Origin of the sequence: Pseudomonas sp. PDM10, assembly GCF_014852295.1 — a bacterium.
Taxonomy (GTDB): Bacteria; Pseudomonadota; Gammaproteobacteria; order Pseudomonadales; family Pseudomonadaceae; genus Aquipseudomonas.
Genome location: NZ_JACVBJ010000006.1, coordinates 354,504 through 379,240, shown reverse-complemented (window position 1 = coordinate 379,240; position 24,737 = coordinate 354,504). Strand labels below are relative to the sequence as shown.

At 58.3% G+C, this 24,737-nt stretch carries 17 protein-coding genes; 6 read left to right on the top strand and 11 right to left on the bottom strand.

Going from position 1 to position 24,737, the window contains the following annotated elements:
- The first annotated feature begins 130 nt into the window (after positions 1-130).
- The 3 genes from IB252_RS22170 (at position 131) to cmoB (ending at position 2,525) form a co-directional block, all read left to right on the top strand.
- Entirely contained in the window at positions 131-619 is a 489-nt protein-coding gene (locus tag IB252_RS22170; protein ID WP_192410256.1) for a hypothetical protein, read from the top strand.
- 173 nt (positions 620-792) lie between these two features.
- Positions 793-1,572, top strand: coding sequence for a carboxy-S-adenosyl-L-methionine synthase CmoA (gene cmoA / locus IB252_RS22165; protein ID WP_192410255.1), 780 nt, complete (start codon positions 793-795; stop codon positions 1,570-1,572).
- Positions 1,569-2,525, top strand: coding sequence for a tRNA 5-methoxyuridine(34)/uridine 5-oxyacetic acid(34) synthase CmoB (cmoB, locus tag IB252_RS22160; RefSeq protein ID WP_192410254.1), 957 nt, complete (start codon positions 1,569-1,571; stop codon positions 2,523-2,525). Before cmoA ends, cmoB begins: the two co-directional genes overlap by 4 nt.
- 304 nt (positions 2,526-2,829) lie before the next feature.
- On the opposite strand, the gene tadA is transcribed toward cmoB, so the two are convergent.
- The 7 genes from tadA to treP form a co-directional block, all read right to left on the bottom strand.
- Positions 2,830-3,327 (bottom strand): tRNA adenosine(34) deaminase TadA, encoded by a 498-nt coding sequence (tadA, locus tag IB252_RS22155; protein WP_192410253.1) that lies wholly within the window; start codon positions 3,325-3,327, stop codon positions 2,830-2,832.
- Complete coding sequence (locus IB252_RS22150) at positions 3,327-4,703, bottom strand: multicopper oxidase family protein (RefSeq protein ID WP_192410252.1); 1,377 nt, start codon at positions 4,701-4,703, stop codon at positions 3,327-3,329. The genes tadA and IB252_RS22150 overlap by 1 nt, the downstream gene beginning before the upstream one ends.
- 293 nt (positions 4,704-4,996) lie before the next feature.
- On the bottom strand, positions 4,997-5,296 hold the full coding sequence (locus tag IB252_RS22145) for a PTS transporter subunit EIIB (RefSeq protein WP_192410251.1): 300 nt from the start codon (positions 5,294-5,296) through the stop codon (positions 4,997-4,999).
- Between the two features lie 2 nt (positions 5,297-5,298).
- The gene (gene ptsP / locus IB252_RS22140; RefSeq protein WP_192410250.1) at positions 5,299-7,833 is read right to left on the bottom strand and encodes a phosphoenolpyruvate--protein phosphotransferase; all 2,535 of its coding nucleotides are present in this window, start codon (positions 7,831-7,833) and stop codon (positions 5,299-5,301) included.
- A gap of 62 nt (positions 7,834-7,895) precedes the next feature.
- Positions 7,896-9,119, bottom strand: a complete 1,224-nt coding sequence (locus IB252_RS22135) for a maltoporin (RefSeq protein WP_192410249.1) — start codon at positions 9,117-9,119, stop codon at positions 7,896-7,898.
- Positions 9,120-9,225: 106 nt separating this feature from the next.
- Entirely contained in the window at positions 9,226-10,872 is a 1,647-nt protein-coding gene (treC, locus tag IB252_RS22130; RefSeq protein ID WP_192410248.1) for an alpha,alpha-phosphotrehalase, read from the bottom strand.
- A gap of 119 nt (positions 10,873-10,991) precedes the next feature.
- Positions 10,992-12,434, bottom strand: a complete 1,443-nt coding sequence (gene treP / locus IB252_RS22125; RefSeq protein ID WP_192410247.1) for a PTS system trehalose-specific EIIBC component — start codon at positions 12,432-12,434, stop codon at positions 10,992-10,994.
- 237 nt (positions 12,435-12,671) lie between these two features.
- Between treP and treR the strand changes: the two genes are divergently transcribed.
- The 3 genes from treR (at position 12,672) to IB252_RS22110 (ending at position 19,742) form a co-directional block, all read left to right on the top strand.
- On the top strand, positions 12,672-13,376 hold the full coding sequence (gene treR / locus IB252_RS22120; RefSeq protein WP_076028522.1) for a trehalose operon repressor: 705 nt from the start codon (positions 12,672-12,674) through the stop codon (positions 13,374-13,376).
- A gap of 134 nt (positions 13,377-13,510) precedes the next feature.
- Positions 13,511-16,642 carry a membrane-targeted effector domain-containing toxin gene (locus IB252_RS22115; RefSeq protein WP_192410246.1) on the top strand — a complete coding sequence of 1,044 codons (3,132 nt, stop codon included), beginning with the start codon at positions 13,511-13,513 and terminating at the stop codon, positions 16,640-16,642.
- Between the two features lie 58 nt (positions 16,643-16,700).
- Positions 16,701-19,742: a membrane-targeted effector domain-containing toxin gene (locus tag IB252_RS22110; RefSeq protein ID WP_192410245.1), complete on the top strand. Its 3,042-nt coding sequence runs from the start codon at positions 16,701-16,703 to the stop codon at positions 19,740-19,742.
- A 79-nt stretch (positions 19,743-19,821) separates the two neighbouring features.
- On the opposite strand, the gene guaA is transcribed toward IB252_RS22110, so the two are convergent.
- The 4 genes from guaA to IB252_RS22090 all read right to left on the bottom strand — a co-directional run bounded on the left by guaA (position 19,822) and on the right by IB252_RS22090 (position 24,693).
- Positions 19,822-21,399, bottom strand: coding sequence for a glutamine-hydrolyzing GMP synthase (guaA, locus tag IB252_RS22105; protein WP_074873964.1), 1,578 nt, complete (start codon positions 21,397-21,399; stop codon positions 19,822-19,824).
- 99 nt (positions 21,400-21,498) lie between these two features.
- Positions 21,499-22,968 (bottom strand): IMP dehydrogenase, encoded by a 1,470-nt coding sequence (gene guaB / locus IB252_RS22100; protein WP_102616756.1) that lies wholly within the window; start codon positions 22,966-22,968, stop codon positions 21,499-21,501.
- 184 nt (positions 22,969-23,152) lie between these two features.
- The gene (locus IB252_RS22095; protein ID WP_046046046.1) at positions 23,153-23,701 is read right to left on the bottom strand and encodes a hypothetical protein; all 549 of its coding nucleotides are present in this window, start codon (positions 23,699-23,701) and stop codon (positions 23,153-23,155) included.
- Positions 23,702-23,925: 224 nt separating this feature from the next.
- Positions 23,926-24,693, bottom strand: coding sequence for a sulfite exporter TauE/SafE family protein (locus tag IB252_RS22090; RefSeq protein ID WP_192410244.1), 768 nt, complete (start codon positions 24,691-24,693; stop codon positions 23,926-23,928).
- Positions 24,694-24,737: the final 44 nt, after the last annotated feature.

Genomic DNA, 24,737 nt, shown 5'->3' with positions numbered 1-24,737 from the left:
AGCATAAAAAATATTACTCATTGCCAATCGTTATAAACAACTGTCACATTTGACAGTAGCATCAGGGTTTCTTCCGAACTTATATTTGCGTGGCGTTAACCCATCACACATCTAAGCAAGGAAGAATTATATGAGCTTTTTTAAAGGCAATAACACAATCGCTTCTGCAGATCCAATTATCACCGTTAGTGCGGAAACTCAAGCCGCAGTTTCAAACAGGGTGAAGCTTGATAGTCAAATTGTCGAATTCGAAGCAGACCCCAATAGCAATCTAATTGCGCTGGTCACTCGGGCGAATACACAAGACTACTCGCATAGAAGTAAAAAAGGTCTGGTGCTGATATTTGATAGAAACATCAAATCCGGCACCTATTCAGTCACAGATCAAAACTTCCCCTTCGAAAATGTCTATTACTTTGAAACGGGAACCATCCCAGGCCTTACCACCTCTTTTGTATATAAGCCAAAGATCGGTTCTTTCACGGTAGAAGCAGTCGAGAGCAGCTCTGAGAAATTGCACTATCAAATCAACTTTGATTTCAAAGGGGTAAATGATAAGAATGAAGAGCTCAAAGTCGCTGGCAAATCTACCTATATCGTGCTGATTAAACCGCAGTAATCACATCTAAGTAATGGATGGCCACGTCTCGGTATTGGGACGTGGCCAATCATTTTTCGTTTAGCGTTTCCTCTCTACATGCTGCTCCCCGACCTTCACTGCTGAGAATCCCCGCCCGGCATCACTCACGGTTTATCAGACAACCCGCGCATCCCCCCGTCAATTTGGCTAAAATGCTGGCCTTTTCCACCTATGCCGCTGGAACCGCCGTGAGCAAAGAATCCGATCGCCTTTTCGCCCAGCCTCTGGCCCAGGTGCCTGACTTCGCCTTTAACGAGGACGTGGTGCGGGTGTTCCCGGACATGATCAAGCGCTCGGTGCCGGGTTATCCGACCATCGTTGAAAACCTGGGCGTACTTGCCGCGCAGTTCGCCCAGCCCAATAGCGTGCTTTACGACCTCGGTTCGTCCCTCGGCGCGGTGACCCAGGCCTTGCGCCGTCACGTGCGCACTGACGGCTGCCGCGTCATCGCTGTGGATAACTCGGCGGCAATGGTCGAACGCTGCCGCGAATACCTCAACGGTCAGGACTCGATGTTCCAGGAGTTGCTGCCAGTGGAAGTGATCGAAGGCGACATCCTGGCCCTCGAATTCCAGCCAGCCTCGGTGGTGGCGCTGAACTTCACCCTGCAATTCATCGCCCCGGAGCAGCGCACCGCCTTGCTTTCGCGCATCCGCCAATCGCTGCTGCCCGGTGGCGCGCTGATTCTGTCGGAGAAGCTGCGCTTCAACGACCCCGAAGAACAGGCGCTGCTCACAGACCTGCATGTCGCGTTCAAACGCGCCAATGGCTACAGCGAACTGGAAATCGCCCAGAAGCGCAGCGCCATCGAAAACGTCATGAAGCCCGACAGCCTCGAAGAACACCGCGAGCGCCTGCTGGCCGCCGGGTTCTCGAAAGTCGTGCCGTGGTTCCAGTGTCTTAACTTTGCCTCGTTGATTGCCTTGCCATGATTGATCTCTCCCCCCTCGCCCGCCGTCTGGCCGGTACTCCGCTGGCCGACTGGGCGAACACCCTGCAGGCGCAACTCGACAAAAAAATGGAAAAAGGTCACGGCGATCTGGAGCGTTGGCAAAGTGCGCTGGACGCTTTGCCGAAGATTCAGCCGAGTGTCGTCGATCTGCTTGACGGCCTGACGCTGGACACCGATTGCGATGACCAAACCCGTGCGCAAATGCGCACCGCGCTGATGGGTTTGTCGCCGTGGCGCAAAGGGCCGTTCGATCTGTTTGGCGTGCATGTCGACACCGAATGGCGTTCGGACTGGAAGTGGTCGCGGGTTGCACCGCATCTGGATCTGAAGGGTAAACGCATCCTCGATGTCGGCTGCGGCAATGGCTATTACATGTGGCGCATGCTCGGTGCCGGGGCCGACAGCGTGATTGGTGTTGACCCGAACTGGCTGTTCTTCTGTCAGTTCCAGGCGGTGCAGCGTTACCTGTCCGAACCCAATGCCTGGCACCTGCCGTTCCCGTTCGAAGACCTGCCGCCGAACATGGAAGGCTTCGACACGGTGTTTTCCATGGGGGTGTTCTATCACCGCCGCTCGCCGATCGAGCATTTGCTGGCGCTGAAGGATTGCCTGGTCAAGGGCGGCGAATTGGTGCTGGAGACGCTGGTGATTGAAGGCGATCAGCAGCAGGTGCTGGTACCGGAAGACCGTTATGCGCAGATGCGTAACGTGTGGTTCCTGCCGTCAGTACCGGCGCTGGAGCTGTGGCTGCGCCGCGCCGGGTTCACGGATGTTCGCTGTGTGGATGTGAGCGTGACGACGGTCGAGGAACAGCGCGGGACGGAGTGGATGAAGTATCAGTCGCTGAGCGACTTTCTTGACCCGCAAGATCACAGCAAGACCATCGAGGGCTTGCCCGCGCCGATGCGCGCCGTCATCGTCGCCCGCAAATAAACCCAATCGCCCAAACACCAGAAAAACCTGTGGGAGCGAGCCTGCTCGCGATGAGGACCTTTCAGCCAACGAAGATGTTGGATGTTAGTCCGCTATCGCGAGCAGGCTCACTCCCACAGTAATTCGGTGTTTATTCTGTGGATTTGGCTCTTCGGGCCGGCCCGTAGTTAACCCCCAATCCCCCAGACACTCGAGATAAACCTGTGGGAGCGAGCCTGCTCGCGATGAGGACCTTTCAGCCAACGAAGATGTTGGATGTTAGTCCGCTATCGCGAGCAGGCTCACTCCCACAGTAATTCGGTGTTTATTCTGTGGGTTTGGCGCGTCTGGCCTTGAAGAACTCGCTCAACACCGCCCCGCACTCCTCAGCCAACACCCCACCTTCGTAAAGCACCCGGTGATTCAAGAATCCCTGGGTAAAAAACTGCCCCTGACTCTGCACAATCCCGGCCTTCGGCTCCAGCGCCCCATACACCACTCGTGCAATCCGCGAATGCACGATCAGCCCGGCGCACATGCTGCACGGTTCAAGCGTCACGTACAGCGTGCTGCCGGGCAGACGATAATTGCTGGCGGCCAACGCGGCAGCGCGGATCGCCACCATCTCGGCATGAGCACTCGGGTCGTTGCCGCTGATCGGGCAGTTGAAACCCCGACCGATGATTTCACCGTCCTGCACCAGCACTGCGCCCACCGGCACCTCACCCAGGGCCGCGCCTTGGGCGGCCAAGGCCAGGGCTTCGCGCATGAAGTCACGATCACGGCTGCGGTCGATGATTGCGGCGGGGCGTATCTGACGCATCAGGCCACCTCGATGGCGGCCATCAGGCCGGTTTCCATGTGGTCGATCACATGGCAATGAAACATCCAGACCCCTGGGTTATCCGCCACCAGCGCCACTTGCGCGCGCTCGTTCTTGCCCAGCAAGTAGGTGTCCGTGAAGTACGGAATAACCTTGTGCCGGTTCGAGGCGATGACCTTGAAGCTCATGCCGTGCAGGTGAATCGGGTGTTGATACTGAGTCATGTTCTTCAATTCGAAAATGTAGCTCTTGCCCTTCTCGAGCTTGGCAATCGGGCGGTCGGCGCAAGTCTTGTCGGTGATGTCCCAGGCCTTGCCGTTGATCTGCCACAGGCTTGGCGGCTTGCCATTATCGACATTCACCGACACTGAGCCTACCCATTCGAAATTGAAGTTTAGTTTCTCGGCATTGGCCAGGTCCGGCTCGGCCACCGGGTTGGCGGGCAGTGCGGGTGGCCACTCGGTCGGTGCATCGGTGCTCGCCACCGAACGGAACGTGCCCAGGCGTACCGGGCCATTGCGCAGGGACAGTTCTTCACCGGCCGGTGGTGCCTTGATCGCCAGGCAAATGCGCATGCCCGGGCCGAGCCAGTATTCCTTGCCCAACGGGCGCGGTTCGATGGGGTTGCCGTCCAGCGCGTAGATCTGCGCTTCGACGCCAGGAATGTTGAGTCGGTAGGTCAGGGTGTTATCGAGATTGAGCAGGCGCACCCGGGTGATCTGCCCGGCGGGCAATTCGATCACCGCTTGCGCGACACCGTTGATGGTCGACAGGCGCCCCGCCGTGCCACCACGGGCCGCTTCGCGAGGAATGCTGAACGCGACAAAAGCGCCCTCTTCATCGACGTGCCAGCTCTTGAGGCTCAAGGTCTTTTCGTACTTGAAGCCGGTAGGCTCGCGCTCTTCGATGATCAACGGGCCGACCAGCCCGCGACCGAGTTCTTCGCTGCTGTTCACATGCGGGTGATACCAGTAGCTGCCGGCGTCGGGCACGCGGAATTTGTAGTCGAAATATTCGCCTGGCAGCACTGGAAGCTGCGAGACGTAGGGCACGCCGTCCATTTCCAGCGGCAGGCGAATGCCGTGCCAGTGAATGGTGGTGGCAACCGGCAGGTGGTTGATGAAACGTACCCGCAGCCATTCGCCCTGACGCACGCGCAACTCGGTGCCCGGCGCCGACGGGCCGAACGCCCAGGCTTCGGTCTTGTGCCCGGCCACCAGTTCAACGTCCAGCGGTGCGGCGATCAGCTCGTAGTCGTGGCCCGCGTCGGCGTCGGCCATCTTGCCCAACCAGTACCGCGACGCGCCCCCCGCTCCGACACCAACGACAACAAGACCGGCCAGGCCACCGAGGATTTGGCGACGGGTAAAGGACATGAACTCAACTACCTCACGTATCAGCGACAGGCATGGAGCCTGTAAAAGGCGAATACGATACACCTGCGGATGAGAAACAGTAAGGGTGACGCGGCGGATGGCCGCAGAGGCCGCCCCTCACCCTAACCCTCTCCCCAGGGGGTAGAGGGGACTGACCGAGTTGTTCTTGGAGCTACATCGACCTGAAAAATCGAGTCGAACTCAGGTTTGAAAAGCTTGAAGATCGGCTCCCTTTCCCCCTCTCCCCCGTGGGGAGAGGGCTGGGGTGAGGGGTGGCTCTTGAATCTGATCACCTAACGCCCGGCAATCACCAACCCCATCAACAAATGCACAACACCTCCGTCCAACATCATCACCCCCGGTACCCCCGCCGTATTTAATGCCTGCCGATCCATCCGCCCCACATCCCGCAACTCCACCCGAACCCGGGTCAGCGCCACCGGCTGCTGCGCCTTGAGGTTATCCACACCGCCCAGAGCGGCCACGATATCCGGAGCCAGACCAGAAACAGGCTGAGCCACCACTTTCGGCTCATCCACCACCAGGTCCGGGGTCAACGCTTTCCAGAACGCTCGCTGCATTTTCTCGAACATGCTCAGTTCTCCAGTACCAGTGAAGTATCGACCGTCGCCTCGTGATACAGCCGCAACGCCTCGCGCACTTGCTCGGCGCTTTCCAGGCCCAGCACTTGTTGGGCGATGGCCTGGCAGTCCAGCAGATCCACTTCGCGAACCGCCGCTTTGATCGCCGGAATTAACGGCACGCTCACCGACAGTTCATCCACCCCAAGTCCCAGCAACAACGGCACCGCTAGCGTTTCCGACGCCATGGCGCCACACACACCGACCCATTTGCCGTGGGCATGGGCGGCCTTCACGGTGCTGGCAATCAAACGCAGCACCGACGGATGAAAGCTGTCGGCCTGACTGGCCAGGCGCGGGTGATCGCGGTCCATGGCCAGGGTGTATTGGGTCAGGTCGTTGGTGCCGATCGAGAAGAAATCCACTTCGGGCGCAAACAGATCGGCCATCAGCGCCGCTGCCGGCACTTCGATCATGATCCCCAGTTTCGGCCGTTCAGTGAGGCCCAATGCCAGCGCCTCTTCCTCAAGCATCTCCCGGGCCAGGCGCAACTCCGACAGCTGCGTGACCATGGGCAGCATGATGTGCAGACGGGCCAGCCCGGCGCTGCTCAGGATCGCCTTGAGCTGATCGCGCAACAGCTGCGGGCGCTCCAGACACAAACGAATCCCGCGCATGCCGAGGAACGGGTTGGTTTCGCTGTCCATCGGCACGTAAGCCAACGGTTTGTCGCCGCCGACATCCAACGTCCGCACCACCAGATTGCGCGCCGGCCCCAGGGCGCGGGCGATGGCGCTATAGGTGCAGGCCTGCTCTTCATGGCTCGGCGCATGATTGCGATCCAGATAAAGAAACTCCGAACGCAACAGTCCGACGCCTTCTCCGCCCAGCGTCATGGCCTGCTCCGCTTCAGCCAGCGAGGCGATGTTGGCCGTCACTTCAAAGTGGTGTCCATCGCGGGTACACGCCGCCAGCGCTGCGTGCGCCAACTCATGTTGATGGCGTTTCTGCTGGCGCTGACGATTGGCTTGCAGCTGCTCGATGGCCGCCAGATCCGGGTCCAGATGCAGCTCGCCCTTGTCGGCGTCGAGCAACACTTGAGTGCCGTTGGCCAGCCCCAGCACCTGAACGGGCAACCCGCAGATCGCTGGCAAACCGGACGCCCGAGCGAGGATCGCAACGTGGCTGGTAGCGCCACCACCGACCGTGGCGAAACCCAGTACCTTGCGGGTATCGAGCCCGGCGGTCTGTGACGGCGTCAGTTGTTCGGCGATCAAGATCGCCGCTTCCGGCAGCTCCATCGCCTGATCCTGTACGCCGAGGATCAGCTTGAGCACTCGCTGGCCAACATCGGCCAGGTCCGCCGCCCGCTCCGCCAGCAAGGCATTGCCCAAGCTTTTGAACAAGGTTGCCGCCGACTCGGTGGCCGCGCGCCAGGCGAACCCGGCACTTTTGCCTTCGTTGATCAGCACGTGAGCCACCTCCAGCAAACCCGGGTCTTCGAGCAGTTCCTGATGGGCCTTGAAGATCTCTGCCTGCGCGCTGCCCATGGCGTTATCACGCAGTTGTTGCAGGGCCAGCAGCGCCTCGGCCAGGGCGCGGGACAGATGATCGCGTTCAACCTGTGGTGTGGCGCCGAATTCATTCACTTCCAGGTGTTGTTCGGCTATCTGCACCACTTGGCCAAACGCCGACCCGGCCGATGCGCACACCCCACGCAACACCGTCAGCGATGAAACCTCGGTCGCCTTCGCCTCGATCGGCGCCGAGGCCGCCCCCGCTTCACCGCATCCAGTCGCCAGCAATTCAGCGAGTGTTTTGATCGCCGCTTCAGCATCCGGGCCGGCCGCGCTGACTTGCACAACGTCACCGTGCCCCGTCTGCAACGCCATGATCGCCACCAGGGATTTCGCGTTCGCACTCGCCTGCTGTTTATGCAGGTAAATGCTCGCCGAAAAACCTTTCGCCGCCTGAGCGAACACCGCTGCCGGACGGGCGTGCAAACCGTTCGGATTGGCGAGTGTCACCGGTTTGGAAAACACTGCTTCGCCCGCTTCCGGCACTGGCTCATCCGTTGCCTGCTCGATGGGCTTCAAGCTCAGTAACGGCTGGCCACTGTCGACCACACCCGTTTCCGGCGTCAGCCAAGTGAACGGCTCACCGCTGACCACCAGCATCAACGTCAGCAGACTGCGGGCATTCAATGCCACAAAATCGGCATCGAACTCGATCAGCGACTGCCCAACGTCAACCTGCTGGCCCTCCTCCACCAACCGCGTGAAGCCTTTCCCGGCGAGGTTCACCGTGTCGAGGCCAATGTGCATCAATACCTGCACGCCATTTTCGCTGGTGATGCTGATCGCATGCCCGCTGGCCTGCACGTTGCTGACAACCCCTGCCAGCGGCGCGCACAACGTCGTTGAAGTCGGATCGATGCACAGGCCATCGCCGATCACGCGGCTGGAAAACACCGGATCGGGCACAAGGTCCAGTGGCATCAATACGCCGGACAGGGGCGCGTGCAGTTGCAATTGTTGGGGTGTGGCCATGACATCACCTGCTGTTTTGTTCTTTGAAGTGCCGATGGAGCGCGAGGCTCCGACAGCATCGCTTATTTCCACCAGTACTCGACCTGCAATCCGACGTTCGAACCGTGTCGCGCCGTGCCGAAGGCGCCGGTGTCGGACAACGCCGAACCCTGCGCCTGTTCATTGGCGGCCCGTTTGGCCGCCTCGTTCCAGCTCGCATAGGTGTAATACAATCGCACCTCGGGCCGTGCCCAGAATTCCGGCCCCTTGGGCGACCAGGTCGGGGCGAAGGTGAACTTGCTCAGCTTGCGCGTGCCGCCCGTGGCGTCGACCTGATCGTGACCCAGTTCGGTCACCAGTTTGAATTGCTCGGTGAGCGCATAGGTCGGGCGAACACCCAGGGAAATCCAGTTCTGATCACTGCCGTCGGAGCGAATGTCTTTCTGGTAAACCGCCTCGATCTGCCCGCCAAATCGCGGCGTCACCTGCCAGTCGAAGAACTCCACCACCCGATAACTTTTGTTGCTGTCGTCGAGCTTCACGTTACCGGTATAACCCAACCCGGTGCCGGGACCTTCGCCGTACTGGAAAGCCAGTTTGTTCTTGCCGCCCAAAAAGCCCTTCTGCACATGCTGGGTGGTGATCGCCCAGCCACGGTGAGCGTCGCGGCTGTCGGGTTTGTCGATGTAGCTCAGCCCGAATTCCAACGCACCGCCGGGGTTGGTGTTGAAGCCGGCAACGTTGAAGTCATGGCGGTTGATGTAGTCCTTCTGGTACAGGTTGTCCTTGCGCGAGAAGGCGTAGCTGTATTTCAGATCGCCGATCAGCACGTCCTCGATACCGCCGCCGGTGGCGCTCTGGTTCCAATAGTAGAAGTCGGAAATGTGAATATCGTTCCGTTTGTAGTAACGCCGGCCGGCCCACAGCGAGCCGCCGTTGAGGCTTGGCATGTTCGACCACTGCGCATACGCCTGCGGCAGGCGCACCGAGCCGTTGTCACCGTTGAAGGTCAGGTCCTTGTCGTACTGGTTGTACAACGAAGCCATGCCGTCGACGCTCAGTACCGAGCCGTCATCCAGGGTGTAAAGATCCTGGCGTAACTCCAGTTCCGCGTACTGCTCGCATTCGTTGCCCAAGCGATATTTGGTCTGCGCACCCGGCAGCTGGAAGCACTGCTGTTTACCGCTGTTGACCGAGGTGCCGACGCCGCTGCGCAAGTAACCGGCGAACTCCAGCGCCTGGGCCGAAAGAGGCAAGGCCAGGCACACGCCCGCCATTGCAAGGCTGCGATTTATTGTTGTTTTCAAGAGCTACCCCATTATTTTTATTGTGTGCAGCAGCAAAATCGGCGCGCAAAACTCCCCCGCGCAGCGTTCTGCGTGTTTTTTTGAGTCGGTGTTTTTTTGCGGTCGGTCAGTCGGTCATATGCAGCACGAACGACTCATAAGGCCGTAAGCGGACCTGCCGATTTCGCGTCGGACAGTCCGGGTAATTGCTGATGACCAGACGTTGGGCCATGGTTTCGCTGATCACGTGATCTGGCAGTTCGACTTCGCATGGCATGCCGTAGAAGTTGTTCAGCACCAGCAAGCGTTCGCCATTGCCCTCACGCACGTACGCCCAGATTTGCGTGTGCTCGGGCAACAATTGCCGATAGACACCGTCGGACATCAGCGCTTCACTGCGGCGCAGAGCGATCAACTGACGGTAGTGATGCAGCACCGAATCCGGGTCATCGAGCTGAGCGGCAACGTTGATCTGCCCGGCGTTCGCCGGCACCCCGATCCACGGCTCGACAGCGCTGAAACCCGCGTTGGGCTCGGCATTCCAGTGCATCGGCGTACGGCCGTTGTCCCGGGACTTCTGCATGATCGCCGCCATGTTGTCGGCATCGCTCGCACCCGCCTCGCGCTTGAGCCGGAAGATGTTCAGCGTCTCGACATCGCGGTACTGATCGATGTGATCGAAGCCCGGATTGGTCATGCCCAGTTCCTCGCCCTGGTACACGAACGGCGTGCCCTGGAGGAAGTGCAATGCCGTGCCGAGCATCTTCGCCGAGAGCACGCGATATTCGCCGTCATGACCAAAACGCGAGACCACCCGTGGCTGGTCGTGGTTACACCAGAACAGCGCGTTCCAGCCACCGCCGGCCTGCATGCCGATTTGCCAATCGGAGAGGATGCGTTTGAGTTCGAGGAAGTCGAAGTCGGCGCGAATCCACTTCTGCAGGTTCGGGTAATCGACCTTCAGGTGATGGAAATTGAAGGTCATCGACAGTTCTTTCGACTCTGGTCGCGAGTAACGAATGCAGTGCTCCAGACTGGTGGAAGACATCTCGCCGACGTTGATCAGGTCATGACCTTCGAACACTTCACGGTGCATTTGCTGCAAGTACTCGTGGACGTTCGGGCCATCGGTGTAGAAACGTCGACCGTCGGTGTTGTCCTCCGGGAAGTCCGCCGGTTTGGAGATCAGGTTGATCACATCCAGACGGAACCCGCCGACGCCCTTGTCGCGCCAGAAACGCATCATCTTGAAGACTTCGGCACGCACCTTTGGGTTGTCCCAGTTCAAGTCGGCCTGAGTGTGGTCGAACAGGTGCAGGAAGTACTGACCGGTCTGGGCTTCATACTCCCATGCAGAGCCACCGAACTTGGACTCCCAGTTGTTCGGCTGGTCGCGCCAGATGTAGAAATCCCGGTACGGGTTGTCGAGGCTGCTACGGGCCTGCTGGAACCAGGTGTGCTCGATGGAGGTGTGGTTGACCACGATATCGAGCATCAGCTTGATCCCGCGCTTGCCGGCCTCGGCGATCAGTAATTCGCAATCGGCCATGGTCCCGTAACTCGGGTCGATGGCGTAGTAATCACTGATGTCGTAGCCGTTGTCGCGTTGGGGCGAACGCAGGAACGGCGTGATCCACAGGCAATCGACACCCAGCCAGTGCAAGTAATCGAGCTTGGCCACAACGCCAAGCAAATCACCCGTGGGGTTGCCGGCGTGGCTGTGAAAACTCTTCGGGTAGATCTGGTAGATCACCGAACGTTGCCAGTCTTGCATGGCGCTATTCCTTCAATAAGTTTTGTAGCGGCCCTTAGGGCCTCATCGCGGGCAAGCCCGGCTCCTACAATGAAATGCGTAACCCTGTAGGAGCCGAGCTTGCTCGCGATAGCGATCTATCAGGCAACCCGATACCCAGGCCGAACAATCTTCATGCTCAACCCACAGGTCAGAACAAACGGCACGACCATGGCAATCACCATCCCGATCACGAACATCGGAATGAACTGCGGAATGATCGAGATAAAACCGGGCAGCCCACCGACGCCGATCGCCGAGGCCTGGACCTTGTTCAGCGACAGGAAAATGCAGCCCAGGGCCGACCCGATCAGGGCCGCATAAAACGGAAATTTGTAGCGCAGATTGACCCCGAACATGGCCGGTTCAGTGATGCCGAAGTAAGCGGAAATCGCCGAGGTCGAGGCCATGCTTTTATCCCGCACGTTGCGGGTCATGTAGAACACCGCCAATGCCGCGCTGCCCTGGGCCAGGTTGGACATGACGATCATCGGCCAGATGAAAGTGCCGCCCTGGGTGGAGATCAGCTGCAAGTCGACCGCGAGGAACATGTGGTGCATGCCGGTGATCACCAGTGGCGCGTAGAGCAAACCAAAAATCGCCCCGCCGACCATCGGCGCCAGGTCAAACAGCATGACCACGCCTTCGGTGATGAGAATCCCCAGATGACGGGTCACCGGGCCGATCACCGCCAGCGCCAGCACGCCGGTCACAACGATGGTGGTGATCGGCACCACCAGCAATTGCACCGCGTTAGGCACCCGCGCCCGCAGCCATTTTTCGATGACGCTCATCACGTAGGCTGCCATCAGGATCGGCAGGATCTGCCCTTGGTAACCCACCTTCTCAATCTGGAACAAACCGAGGATGTCGAAGTACGGCAGGCTCTGCCCGTCGAGACCCGCAACGGCCTTGCCATAGTTCCAGGCATTGAGCAGATCGGGGTGCACCAGCATCAGGCCAAGCACGATGCCGAGGATTTCGCTGCCGCCAAAGCGTTTGGCCGCCGACCAGCCCACCAACGCCGGGAGGAACACAAACGAGGTATTGGCCATGAGGTTGATCAGGCTCCAGAGCCCGTCAAGCTTCGGATAGGCGTCCAGCAGGGTCTTGCCCTCGATGAACATGCCCTTGGCGCCGATCAGGTTGTTGATGCCCATCAGCAGGCCGGCAATGATCAACGCCGGCAGAATCGGCATGAAGACGTCGGAAAACACCCGCACCAGACGCTGCATGGGATTGATCTTCTCGACGCTTTTCTGTTTGACGTCGGCGATGGTCGAGGCGGCGAGACCGGTTTGACGACGCAGTTCGGCGTAGACCTTTTCCACTTCACCGGGACCGATGACCACCTGGAACAGGTCGCCAGTGAAGAACGAGCCTTTGACCAGATCAATCTGGTTCAGCGTGGCGCTGTTGACCAGGCTCGGGTCCTTGAGGGCCAGGCGCAGCCGTGTGACACAGTGCGCGGCCTGCTCGAGGTTGTCGCTGCCACCGAGGCTTTGCAGCAGCTCGCTGGCGATATTCGGATAGTCGTGGCTCATGATTGTCCTTGCGCTGTAGTTTTTTGTTATTGGCAGCACGCCGAAACGAAAAGTACTCGTCTGTACGAGTTAAAGCAACAACTCGTACAGACGAGTTTGATTTTGTTTATCCTGAACCCGACAGGTGGCGATGTTTCCTACCTCCAAAGTCAAAGAAACCTAACGCCGCATGGACAAACCCCTACCCTGCCCTTAAGGTTCGAAGCCTTGAGTACAGCGCGGCATAGAGCCATCCCCATGAGTAAATACAACCAGATCTACAGCGATCTGCTTGCCAGCATCACGACCGAACGTCTGGAACGCGGCGCCCGGTTGCCTTCCGAAACCGAACTGATGGACAGCTACCAGGCCAGTCGCGGCACCGTGCGCAAGGCGATCGAGCAATTGCAGGAGCGCGGTTTCGCGCAGAAGGTCCACGGCAAAGGCACGTTCGTGCTGTCGACCAACCCGATCGAATTCCAGCTCGGCGGGATCGTCAGCTTTCAGGAAACGTATCCACGCCTGGGTAACGACGTCAGCACCGAGGTGGTCGAGTTCACTCAAATCCCCCTCGAAGGTCCATTGATCGAACACATCAAGGCTGAAGCCGGCAGCCTGATCACGCGAATCAAACGAGTACGGCGGATTGACGGCAAACGGGTGATCCTGGACATCAACCATTTCGTCAGCGACGTGATCCCCGGCCTGTCCCGGGACATTGCCGAGCACTCGATCTACGCCTTCATCGAGCAGACCCTGCAACTGCAAATCGCCTATGCCCAGCGCACCATCGAAGCGGTGCCCCGCAGCAAGGACGACCAGCAACACCTGGACCTCGACGGCCAGAGCCATGTGATCGTGGTCAGCAACCAGACGTTTTTGCAGGATGGTCGGCAGTTCGAGTACACCGAGTCGCGGCATACGCTGGACAAGTTTTACTTTTCTGACATTGCGCGGCGCTGAGCCTGACTCTGGTACTCATCATTTCCTACGTCTTGCGTCAGCAATTGACCACCGCCAGCGACCCAGTGCCTTACAGCTGGAACCGATGCCCCTTGAGATAGTGAGCGCCCCGACCACCTCTCAAGGAAGACATCATGGACGATACCCAAGAAATTACCCTGCCCGACGCTGCCGATGTGTTGGCCCTCCAGCCCCTGATCACTGATCTCGTTGCCGATTGCCCCGACCTGCACGCGTTGGCATATCAGGTCGCCAAGGACATTCTCGTCCAGCACGACATCACGGATATCGAACCCGACAAAGTCTGGTGGCACCGGTTCCATGGTGCCCAAAGCAGCTCCACGGCCTTTACCGGCTGGCAGCACATCCTTGAAAAACCCAAGGAATCCATGACCTTCCCGCAACTGGTCATGCAACGTTTCAGCGTCCACGACCAGGACAATGCCGACCTGCTGGACCTCTACGGCGGCTTTTATCGTGTGGGGGCGGACGCCGAATCCTACGATGAAACCAATGAAGTGCGCCTGCACGGCAACGACGTGCTGAAAGCCTTTTGGGACATCAATTTCGCTGATCGCTACAAAACGGCCATCGCGACATTCTGGGAAAAGCACAGCGCCAACTTCCGTGCGCTGGCCAAGTGCACCTTCATCGCCAAAGCCATTGAAGACTACGAGAAGGGTTACTTGACCCAAGAACACTTCAGCACGGTGCTCAGCGCCTGCGCCGGTAATGTCAGCAGGCCGCTCACCCGGCAAATGCTGCTGGACGAGGCGACCACACCCAGCGGTTTATCGATTCGCAAGTTTTGCATTGACCACTTCGTGTCGACGGACATCCTCAGCATCACTGACGACAGTGACCTGAACATTCTCTACATTCCGGGCGAGCTCAGAGGATTTCACTGTTTCAACAAGGTCGAAGAGCTGCACGAATGGCTGGTCAATGAGGTCAAGGATGCTGAAGGCCGCGAACGCATGCTCATGCACTTCAAGCAGGAAGAGCGCGACATCGTTCAGGAAAAGCCCACTTCCCTAGGGCACAAACTGGCCAACTTCACCGGCATTGGTCTGATCGTTCATTTCCTGGAAAACACGGAACATGAAAATGTCGGCCTCACCCACGCCTATGACGTTCTACCCAGTGACAATGAAGCCGGGAACGTTCATTTGCTCCACTATCGTGGCGAGAAAATTGCCGGTGATGCGTTCACCTATCTGAATCAGTCCACCCATGAGCGCATGCTCAGCGACGCCAATTTCCTGCTGCACTCCAACGGCGAGATCAGGAAAAAGCTGTGGATCGGCTACCTCAATGCCTTCAACCACACGTTCGGACCGATGGCCGCCCTTGCATGGCCGGCAGCGCTGGTCGTCATCGGTGCCGGCATCGCCAATGTCGGCCTGCACATCGACCAGGCCATCAACGGCACCACTGCGATGGAACGCAAGGCCGCGGTCAAAGCTGCGATTTTTGGCAGTGTGGATGTACTGTTTAATTTGCCATTTCTGCGCGGCGCAGTTGAACTGGCAGATGCCGCCGAGATCGCAGAGGCCGCCGAGACAGAAGAGGCGCTTGCCTCCGGGGAAGCGCCGAAGACAGACATAGAATCGCCCGCGATACCTTCCCTTTCCGTCGACGCCGAGGCTATTGGCCCCTCAGACATGGACATACTGGCGCCCTTTGAAACCAATGAGGTTCTCGACGGCGAATTCCCGGTGAGTGTTGAAGGTAAATTTCAAGGCATCTATCAACCCGCAACCGGGGGTCACTACATTACTATCGACGACCGCTTTTTTCAGGTGCGTTACAGCAATGAACTGCGGTCCTGGGCAATCGTCGACCCCACCAATCCCTACTCCTTTTTCCGCAACATTCCGGTACGTCTGAATGAAGCAGATGAATGGGAAATGTTCTCGCGACAGGGTTTGAAGGGCGGTGGCAAAAATCTCTCTAAACCGGCGACACCGAAGCCCGGCCAGAGCACCAGCAACTCCGCGCCACCAGCCCCTGTCCCCCTTGAACCAGTAGCTTCTACCTCCCCCCACCCCACAATGCAGCCCCTTCGTACTCTGAGAACGCCATACGATGTTCAGCCGCGACTCCAGGCATCACTAAAAAAATGGGCATTGAACCTATTCGAAACCCATGTCCGCCTTACAATGCGTCACTTGCCGGTGTTCACGGTGGAAGACCGCTACGTAAGTCACTTCACCGACAAGCTAAACCTGCTGAGGTCCACGGCCGGACGCTTCTTCAACGAGTTGCAGTGGCGCAACCTGCCGTCTCGGCCAATGATTCCTGCCGTCAGTGAGTCCATGACCAGTGCCGAATTGATTGAGAGAGTGTTCGAAACAGCACCGGGGCTGGTCGTGGGTGAAACCCTGGATCGCATCAGCAGCATGCGCTTCATGATTGAAAACATGCCTGAATTCGCTCGGCGGGGTGTCAATACGATTTACATGCGCGGCTTGCTCAGTGATTTTGCCCAGCAAGATCTGAATGCCTTTTTCAACACAGGAAGCATGCCCAAGGATCTGCGCGAATACCTGACCGAGCTCGGCCAGGATCCCGCCGGGCGTTTCAACGAACTGGAACTAGTCAAGAGCGCAAGACAAAACAACATCCGGATCCAGGCCACCGACTGCGCAACAAGCTTTAAAAAACCGCTTTTTTTCAGGCCGGTTGAAGAGCAAATGATCACTAACAGCCTGACGAACGAAATCATGCTTGCCGATAAGGCCTTGAACCAGCCGACCAAATGGGTGGTGTTAACCGGACAGGAAAACATCAATACCTTCCGCGGGATGGCCGGCATCAGTGAACTGCAAGGCGGTATCGGCCTGCGGATCGAAGAGGTCAATCCAGGCGAAAGCCTGGGCATCACCTTGGATCCCGGCATCGAAATCGATCGCGGACCGATCATGCAGAACGAGACCATGCGCGGAACTTTCGACCCATTCTATGCAGACCTTCGCATACAAATGGAAGCGATGCCGGCGATCCGAACCGAGCAGCAAATGGAGAAGCTACTCGATGTACCCAGCAAATACCTGTTCGAGAAAACCGGTGACAGCTACACCCTGATTCACCGCGGCAGAAACGAACTGATCAATCGCACGCCGGTCGAGCGACTCGCCAACGGCAGTTTTGTTATCGACCGACCATCCTGGCCACAAAACAGGCTTCCTTTCCCCAGCATCGAAGCGCTGTCGAGCTCGCTGAACAACTCAGGTATGAGGCTGCAGATGCGCATTCCCACTTGATCAGTTGTATGTAACAACAGTTTTGCTCGCGAATTCACTGCATACCAAGGAAAGCATCATGGACGATACCCAAGACCTCATCCTGACCAACTCCGCCGATGCCCAGGCCCTCCAGGCCCTGGTCCCCGGTCTGGTCGACGACTGCCCCGACCTGTACGCCATGGCGTACGAAATCGCCCAGGACATCCTCACCCGACATCACATCACCGACATCACACCGGACAAAGTCTGGTGGCACCGGTTCCATGGTGCCCAAAGCAGCTCCACGGCCTTTACCGGCTGGCAGCACATCCTTGAAAAACCCAAGGAATCCATGACCTTCCCGCAACTGGTCATGCACCGTTTCAGCGTCCACGACCAGGACAATGCCGACCTGCTGGATCTCTATGGCGGCTTTTACCGGATCGGTGATGACGCCGAGAGTTACGACGAAACCAACGAAGTGCGCCTGCATGCCAGCGACGTGCTGAAAGCCTTCTGGGACATCAATTTCGCTGATCGCTACAAAACGGCCATCGCGACATTCTGGGAAAAACACAGCGCCAACTTCCGTGCGCTGGCCAAGTGCACCTTCATCGCCAAAGCGATTGAAGACTACGAGAAGGGTTACTTGACCCAAGAACACTTCAGCACGGTGTTCAGCGCCTGCGCCGGTAATGTCAGCAGGCCGCTCACTCGGCAAATGCTGCTGGACGAGGCGACCACACCCAGCGGTTTATCGATTCGCAAGTTTTGCATTGACCACTTCGTGTCGACGGACATCCTCAGCATCACTGACGACAGTGACCTGAACATTCTCTACATTCCGGGCGAGCTCAGAGGATTTCACTGTTTTAACAAGGTCGAAGAGCTGCACGAATGGCTGGTCAATGAGGTCAAGGATGCTGAAGGCCGCGAAAGCATGCTCATGCACTTCAAGCAGGAAGAGCGCGACATCGTTCAGGAAAAGCCCACTTCGCTGGGGCACAAGCTCGCCAATTTCACCGGCGTTGGCCTGATCTTTCACTTTCTGGAGAACACCGAATATGAAAATGTCGGCCTCACCCATACGTACGAGGTATTACCGGATGAAGACACCGCCGCCGACCATCACTTGCTTCACTACCGTGGCGAGATAATCAGCGGTGATGCGTTCACCCATTTGAGCCAGTCCACCCATGAGCGCATGCTCAGCGACGCCAATTACCTGCTGCATTCCAATGGCGAGCTACGCAAAAAGCTGTGGATCGGCTACCTCAATGCCTTCAACCGCGTCTTTGGGCCAATGGCTGCAGCGGCGTGGCCAGCAGCGCTGGTTGTCATAGGCGCGGGCATTGCCAATGTCGGCTTGCACATCGATCAAGCCATCAACGCCACGACCCCTGCGGAACGCAAGGCCGCGATCAAAGGGGCCATCCTTGGCAGCGTGGACATCCTGTTCAACTTGCCGTTCCTGAGAGGAGCAAGCGAGTTCGCGCAAGCATCGGAAGCAGAGGAGGCAATCATCCCTGGGGAAGATTTGAAGTCGCCGAGCCCCCCAGTGCAACTGCCCTTCGAATCCGTCAAACCCGACCCGGGAGAAGCCAGCCTGTTGGCGCCTTTTGAAACCAATGAAATTCTCGATGGCTATTCCCCCATCAACGAGGAAGGCAAGTTTCAAGGCATCTATCAGCCCGAGACAGGTGGTAATTACATCGCCATGGGTGACAGTTACTACCAGGTGCGCTACAGCAACGAACTGAAGACCTGGACGATCATTGATCCGGTCGATCCCCACTCCTTTTACCGCAACATACCGGTGCGCCTGGATGAAATGGGTGAGTGGATGCCCCTCACGCGCCCCGGTCTGGCGGGAGGCGGCAAGTTTTCCGATCTGTTCGCCAGGGCCGAGCCGCCACTGCCCGACTTCGACGCCCCGGCGACTGCATACGATGTTCCTCAGGACATCAAGCCGGCCCTCAAAAAGGCAGCCAATGGTTCGGAAACAAAGGGCGATTTGAAGGACGGCTTTATCAATCCCAACAATCCAGCCGATGAGCTCGAAGCCTTCAAAAGACTACGCCGAAGACTACACGACGACGCCGTGTCCTTTTATTCGCAGCCGCAACCACAGCTGCCACCCAGGCCTGCCATTCCATCGTTCATCGCGAATGCGAAGCTCAAGGACATCATCAAGACCCTGTTCAAGCGCTCACAAAGCCTGGTCGTCGGTGAAAGTCACTCCAGCGTGGGCAGCAAACAATTTTTGATCGAGAACATGAGCGTGCTGCGCAAACAGAAGGTCAAAACCCTGTACATGGAGCATCTGCTGACCGATTTCCATCAAGCGGACCTGGATGTGTTCAACCGCACCGGGGTGATGTCCGAGGATCTGGAAAGCTACCTCCAGGATCTTGATGCAACTTTTTCGACCGACCCCAGCAAACAATTCACGTTTGAACAGGTCGTCAGGACAGCGCAAAAAAATAACATCCGCGTGCAAGCCATCGACTGCCTGGCCAGTTACCGCAGCGCCGGTATTCAGAGGCCTGATATCAATTTCCGGCAAAAAATGATGAATTTCTTCGCCCAACAAGTCATCGGCGCCGACCAGACAGCCAGAGGCTCCCATCGCTGGGTGGCACTGGTCGGTAACAGCCACGCCAATACCTATGCCGACGTGGCGGGTGTCAGTGAGCTTGAAGGCAGCATCGGCCTGCGTATCGAGAGTGTGGGCCCGGATGAGCTCGGCGGTATCAAGGTCGACCCCGGGGTCTCCGATGTGGCGCGCCCGGGGCAAGCGGTCAGTTTTGTCAAAAATGACTTGTTGCTGCAGATCCCGACGCCGAAAAGCGTGGCCCTTGCGCAAAGGCTGGAAGATGGCCTGCCCAGGCCTGGCATGTACACCCTCAGCACCAGTACCGGTGAACCCATACTGGTTCATCGCAGCAGAACCGTCACCAAAAACGGCATCGTGACCTGGGGGAAACTCGTTCGCACGCCCATAAAACAAGATGCAAACGGCTACTACATCGAACGGGATTCCTGGCAGATCAGCGGACGACGTTTTCCAACGACCGAGGGCTTGAGCTCAGCGCTGCACAGAATGGGCATGGCCCCCATTCGGCTACCCGGCGTCTAAAACGTAAAAAGGCCGTGTGAACAGTGTTCACACGGCCTTTTCAGTTACCTGCGATCAAGCCATCAAGGCTAGTGCGGGATCACTCCCACTCAATCGTCGCCGGCGGCTTGCTCGACACGTCGTAGGTGACGCGGGAGATGCCTTCGATTTCGTTGATGATCCGACCGGAAACGGTTTCCAGCAGTTCGTAAGGCAGGTGCGCCCAACGCGCGGTCATGAAGTCGATGGTTTCAACGGCACGCAGGGCAACGACCCAAGCGTAACGACGGCCATCGCCGACAACGCCAACCGATTTCACTGGCTGGAACACCACGAATGCCTGGCTGACCTTGTGGTACCAGTCGGCCTTGCGCAGTTCTTCGATGAAGATGTGGTCGGCGCGACGCAGCAGGTCGGCGTATTCCTTCTTCACTTCACCGAGGATCCGCACGCCCAGGCCCGGGCCCGGGAACGGGTGACGGTAGACCATGTCGTACGGCAGGCCCAGTTCCAGGCCCAGACGACGGACTTCGTCCTTGAACAGCTCGCGCAGGGGTTCAACCAGCTTGAGGTTCATTTCTTCCGGCAGGCCGCCCACGTTGTGGTGCGACTTGATCACGTGTGCCTTGCCGCTTTTGGCGCCAGCCGACTCGATCACGTCCGGGTAGATGGTGCCTTGGGCGAGGTACTTGATGTTGTCCAGTTTGTTGGACTGGGCATCGAAGACGTCGATGAAGGTACGGCCGATGATCTTGCGCTTCTTCTCCGGGTCGGACTCGCCAGCCAGGTTGTCGAGGAACTGATCTTCGGCATTGGCGCGGATCACCTTGACGCCCATGTTCTCGGCGAACATGGCCATCACTTGCTCACCTTCGTGCAGACGCAGCAGGCCGTTGTCGACGAAGACGCAGGTCAGCTGGTCGCCAATGGCTTTGTGCAGCAGCGCGGCAACCACCGAGGAATCCACACCGCCGGACAGGCCGAGCAGTACGTTGTCGGTGCCGACCTGGGCGCGAATGTTGGCGATGGCGTCTTCAGCAATCTTCGAAGGCGTCCACAAGGCTTCGCAGCCGCAGATGTCGAGGATAAAGCGCGAGAGGATGCGACCGCCCTGCTTGGTGTGGGTCACTTCCGGGTGGAACTGCACGCCGTAGTAGCCACGCGCGTCGTCGAACATGCCGGCGATCGGGCAGCTTGGGGTGCTGGCCAGGATGTGGAAGTCTTGAGGCATCTTGGTGACCTTGTCACCGTGACTCATCCACACGTCGAGGCCGAACAGGCCGTCGGCGTCGATGTGGTCTTCGATGCCGTCGAGCAGACGGCTCTTGCCGACCACGTCGACACGGGCGTAACCGAACTCACGCAGCTCGGAACCTTCGACCTTGCCACCCAGCTGTTCAGCCATGGTTTGCATGCCGTAGCAGATACCGAAGACCGGTACGCCCAGGTCAAACACCGCTTGCGGGCAGCGAGGGCTGTCGGCGACGTGCACGGACTCGGGGCCACCGGCGAGAATGACGCCTTTTGGAGCGAATTCGCGAATCGCTTCGTCGTCCATGTCGAACGGATGCAGTTCGCAGTACACGCCGATTTCACGCACGCGGCGGGCAATCAGCTGGGTGTACTGGGAACCGAAGTCGAGGATCAGGATGCGGTGAGCGTGAATGTCGAGGGCCATGATTCAGTCTCGTCTAAGTAATTCAGAAACAGTCGTGATTCAGAAACAACTCGGGGCTGAATAAAACAGCCCCGGTTACTTAACTTTTTGCTGGAAGGCTCAACCTACGCGGTAGTTTGGCGCTTCTTTGGTGATTTGCACGTCGTGAACGTGGGATTCGGCCATGCCAGCGCCGGTGATCCGCACGAACTCAGGCTTGGTGCGCATTTCTTCGATGTCGGCACTGCCGGTGTAACCCATCGAGGAACGCAGGCCGCCCATCAGTTGATGGATGATGGCGCTCAATGTGCCCTTGTAAGGAACACGCCCTTCGATCCCTTCCGGAACCAGCTTCTCGGCGCCTGCCGAGGAGTCCTGGAAGTAACGGTCGGAGGAACCTTGAGCCTGGGACATGGCGCCCAGCGAACCCATGCCGCGGTAAGCCTTGTACGAACGACCCTGGAACAGTTCGATCTCGCCTGGCGCTTCTTCAGTACCGGCGAACATCGAGCCCATCATCACGCAGGAGGCACCGGCAACGATGGCCTTGGACAGGTCACCGGAGAAACGGATGCCGCCGTCGGCGATCAACGGAACGCCTGTGCCTTCGAGGGCAGCGGCGACGTTGGCGATGGCACTGATTTGCGGGACGCCGACACCGGCGACGATACGGGTGGTGCAGATCGAGCCTGGGCCGATACCGACCTTGACTGCATCGGCGCCTGCTTCGGCCAGAGCCTTGGCGGCAGCGCCGGTGGCGATGTTGCCGCCGATGACCTGCACTTCAGGGAAATTCTGTTTGACCCAGCGAACGCGGTCGATCACACCTTTGGAGTGACCGTGAGCGGTGTCGACCACCACCACGTCAACGCCGGCATTGACCAGGGCGGCTACGCGATCACCGGTGTCTTTACCGGTACCGACTGCAGCACCAACACGCAGACGACCTTGATCGTCCTTGCTGGCCAGCGGGTATGCCTTGGCTTTTTCGATGTCGTTGACGGTCATCATGCCTTTGAGGGCGAATTTGTCGTCGACGATCAGCACGCGTTCGATGCGGTGTTTGTGCAACAACTCGCGGACGTCGTTCTTGTCGGCGCCTTCCTTGACCGTGACCAGACGCTCTTTAGGCGTCATCACTTGACGGACGGTGGCGTCCAGACGGTTTTCGAAACGTACGTCACGGGAAGTGACGATGCCGACCAGGTCGCCATCGTGCAAAACCGGAACGCCGGAGATGTTGTGCATGCGGGTCAGTTCGAACAGTTCACGAACCGTGGCGTCAGCCTCGATGGTGATCGGGTCCTTGACCACGCCGGCCTCATAACGCTTGACCTTGCGCACTTCGGCAGCTTGCTGCTCGATGGTCATGTTCTTGTGGATAATGCCGATGCCACCTTCCTGAGCCATGGCAATTGCCAGACGGGCTTCAGTAACGGTGTCCATGGCGGCAGAAACCAGAGGAATATTCAGCTCGATGCCACGGGTTAGGCGGGTCTTGAGACTGACTTCGTTAGGAAGCACCTCGGAATAACCAGGCACTAGGAGAATGTCGTCGAATGTCAGAGCTTCTTGGCTGATACGCAGCATCGCGGGGGCTCCCGAGCGGGAAAATGGAAGCGCGCCATTATAGTCAGACACCCCCTCGGGTTCAATGTAAAACTCTGTCTATTTCGACACGGTCGATCGACGGGTATTTAACGCCGAATTCTGTAGGAGCACAGCTTGCTGGCGATGGCGCCCTTAAGTCCGCCATCGCCAGCAAGCTGTGCTCCTACAGTTCGACTTTCACCCAACTGACAGGTTGATCGAGCCAATCGGCAAATTCGTCGATAAAGCTCTGTTTGAACCCGGCCTCGGCCCAGTTGTTGAAGATAAAGCCCAGGTTGGAAAAGCCGCATTCCTGCAGGAAAAGAAACCCGTTGATGTCGTCTTCATGCCCGCATTCCGGACACGTGAAGTTATCGGTGCGCCCCGGCATCCAGTCTTCCAGGCTTTCGAACAGCGCTTCGCCGACTTCCTTGCGGCACTCGGCGCAGCCCGCCTCTTCAAGGAAACCCTTGGCGGGCGTGTAGATGCAGCGCTTGGTGATGATTTCCAGGCCATTGATCGGTTCGCCGAACGGCAGCGCTTCAGGATGCAGCACGACAGCGCGGGCACCGTCGGCGATGGCATGAGCCATGCGGTTGCCAGTGCGACCACAGGTGGTCAGTTCTTCTTTAATGATGTTCTTGCGTACCAGCCAACGCACGACCGCCCGGGCCCGGGGTTCGTGCACCGGCAGGGTGGAAATTTTCGGGACGATGATGCTTTGCGAATTCATGATGCAAGCCTACTGCAAATACTGAAGATTACCCTTGTGGGAGTGAGCCTTTGTGGCGAGGGGATTTATCCCCGTTGGGTCGCGAAGCGGCCCCAGCACTTCAAAGTCCAATCGCATTAATGAGCTGACGTCTGCTTCGCAGCCGAACGGGGATAAATCCCCTCGCCACAAAGGCTCACTCCCACAGGATTGCGGCCGGCAGCTTAATCCCTGACGAAATCCGGTCAAGCACTCAAATAACGTCCGATCAAGGCAATTCCGCTAGCCAGCACCAACCAGGTCACCAGCCGCACAAACGCCTCGCGGGACAATCTCATGGTCAACCGCCGGCCAATCCACAGCCCCACTGCCATCGCCGGCAATAAACACAGCGCCAATACCAATAAGGGTAGCTCGGCGTACACACCTGCGACGGCAAACAGGCTCAAGCGCACCACCGTGCTGCAACTGATCAGCGCACTCTGGGTCGCCCGGGCCGCCTCTTTGGGCAGACGACTGTTCAAATAGATCGCATATAAAAAACCGCCACTGCCAAACAAGGCCCCGAACATCCCGCCCACCGTGCCCATTGGCACGGCCCAAGCGGCGGACAATTGGGTCGGACGGGTTTTGACCCACAAGCTGTAAATCGCATATGCGCTGATAAACAGCCCCATCAACAGCAACAACACATCGGATTTCAGATTCAGTAGAAAAATCACCCCCAGCGTGCAGCCCACCGCCATGCACGGCAGCAGCCGCAGCAACTCAGGCTTTGCCACATCCCGTCGCGAAGGCAGCAGATTGCCGAACGCCGCGACGAAATCCAGCAGCACCAACAGCGGTACGATTTTCGACAACGGCATAAACATGATCAGAATCGGCCCCGCCACCAGCGCCGTGCCGAAACCGGCTATGCCGAACACGATGTAGGCCAGGGCAATGCCCAGCGCGATTACCAGCCAATCCGTAGCGCCGAATGGCCATTGGTTCAACAACTCAAACACGCTCATTCCCCCATCTTCCCTGAATCCCGGAGCTGACTTTACCCCTGTGG

Excerpts from the sequence above, each read along its gene's own strand:
- IB252_RS22170 (WP_192410256.1), top strand. The coding sequence starts at position 131 with ATGAGCTTTTTTAAAGGCAATAACACAATCGCTTCTGCAGATCCAATT.
- cmoA (WP_192410255.1), top strand. The coding sequence starts at position 793 with ATGCTGGCCTTTTCCACCTATGCCGCTGGAACCGCCGTGAGCAAAGAA.
- cmoB (WP_192410254.1), top strand. The coding sequence starts at position 1,569 with ATGATTGATCTCTCCCCCCTCGCCCGCCGTCTGGCCGGTACTCCGCTG.
- tadA (WP_192410253.1), bottom strand. The coding sequence starts at position 3,327 with ATGCGTCAGATACGCCCCGCCGCAATCATCGACCGCAGCCGTGATCGT.
- IB252_RS22150 (WP_192410252.1), bottom strand. The coding sequence starts at position 4,703 with ATGTCCTTTACCCGTCGCCAAATCCTCGGTGGCCTGGCCGGTCTTGTT.
- IB252_RS22145 (WP_192410251.1), bottom strand. The coding sequence starts at position 5,296 with ATGTTCGAGAAAATGCAGCGAGCGTTCTGGAAAGCGTTGACCCCGGAC.
- ptsP (WP_192410250.1), bottom strand. The coding sequence starts at position 7,833 with ATGGCCACACCCCAACAATTGCAACTGCACGCGCCCCTGTCCGGCGTA.
- treC (WP_192410248.1), bottom strand. The coding sequence starts at position 10,872 with ATGCAAGACTGGCAACGTTCGGTGATCTACCAGATCTACCCGAAGAGT.
- treP (WP_192410247.1), bottom strand. The coding sequence starts at position 12,434 with ATGAGCCACGACTATCCGAATATCGCCAGCGAGCTGCTGCAAAGCCTC.
- treR (WP_076028522.1), top strand. The coding sequence starts at position 12,672 with ATGAGTAAATACAACCAGATCTACAGCGATCTGCTTGCCAGCATCACG.
- IB252_RS22115 (WP_192410246.1), top strand. The coding sequence starts at position 13,511 with ATGGACGATACCCAAGAAATTACCCTGCCCGACGCTGCCGATGTGTTG.
- IB252_RS22110 (WP_192410245.1), top strand. The coding sequence starts at position 16,701 with ATGGACGATACCCAAGACCTCATCCTGACCAACTCCGCCGATGCCCAG.
- guaA (WP_074873964.1), bottom strand. The coding sequence starts at position 21,399 with ATGGCCCTCGACATTCACGCTCACCGCATCCTGATCCTCGACTTCGGT.
- guaB (WP_102616756.1), bottom strand. The coding sequence starts at position 22,968 with ATGCTGCGTATCAGCCAAGAAGCTCTGACATTCGACGACATTCTCCTA.
- IB252_RS22095 (WP_046046046.1), bottom strand. The coding sequence starts at position 23,701 with ATGAATTCGCAAAGCATCATCGTCCCGAAAATTTCCACCCTGCCGGTG.
- IB252_RS22090 (WP_192410244.1), bottom strand. The coding sequence starts at position 24,693 with ATGAGCGTGTTTGAGTTGTTGAACCAATGGCCATTCGGCGCTACGGAT.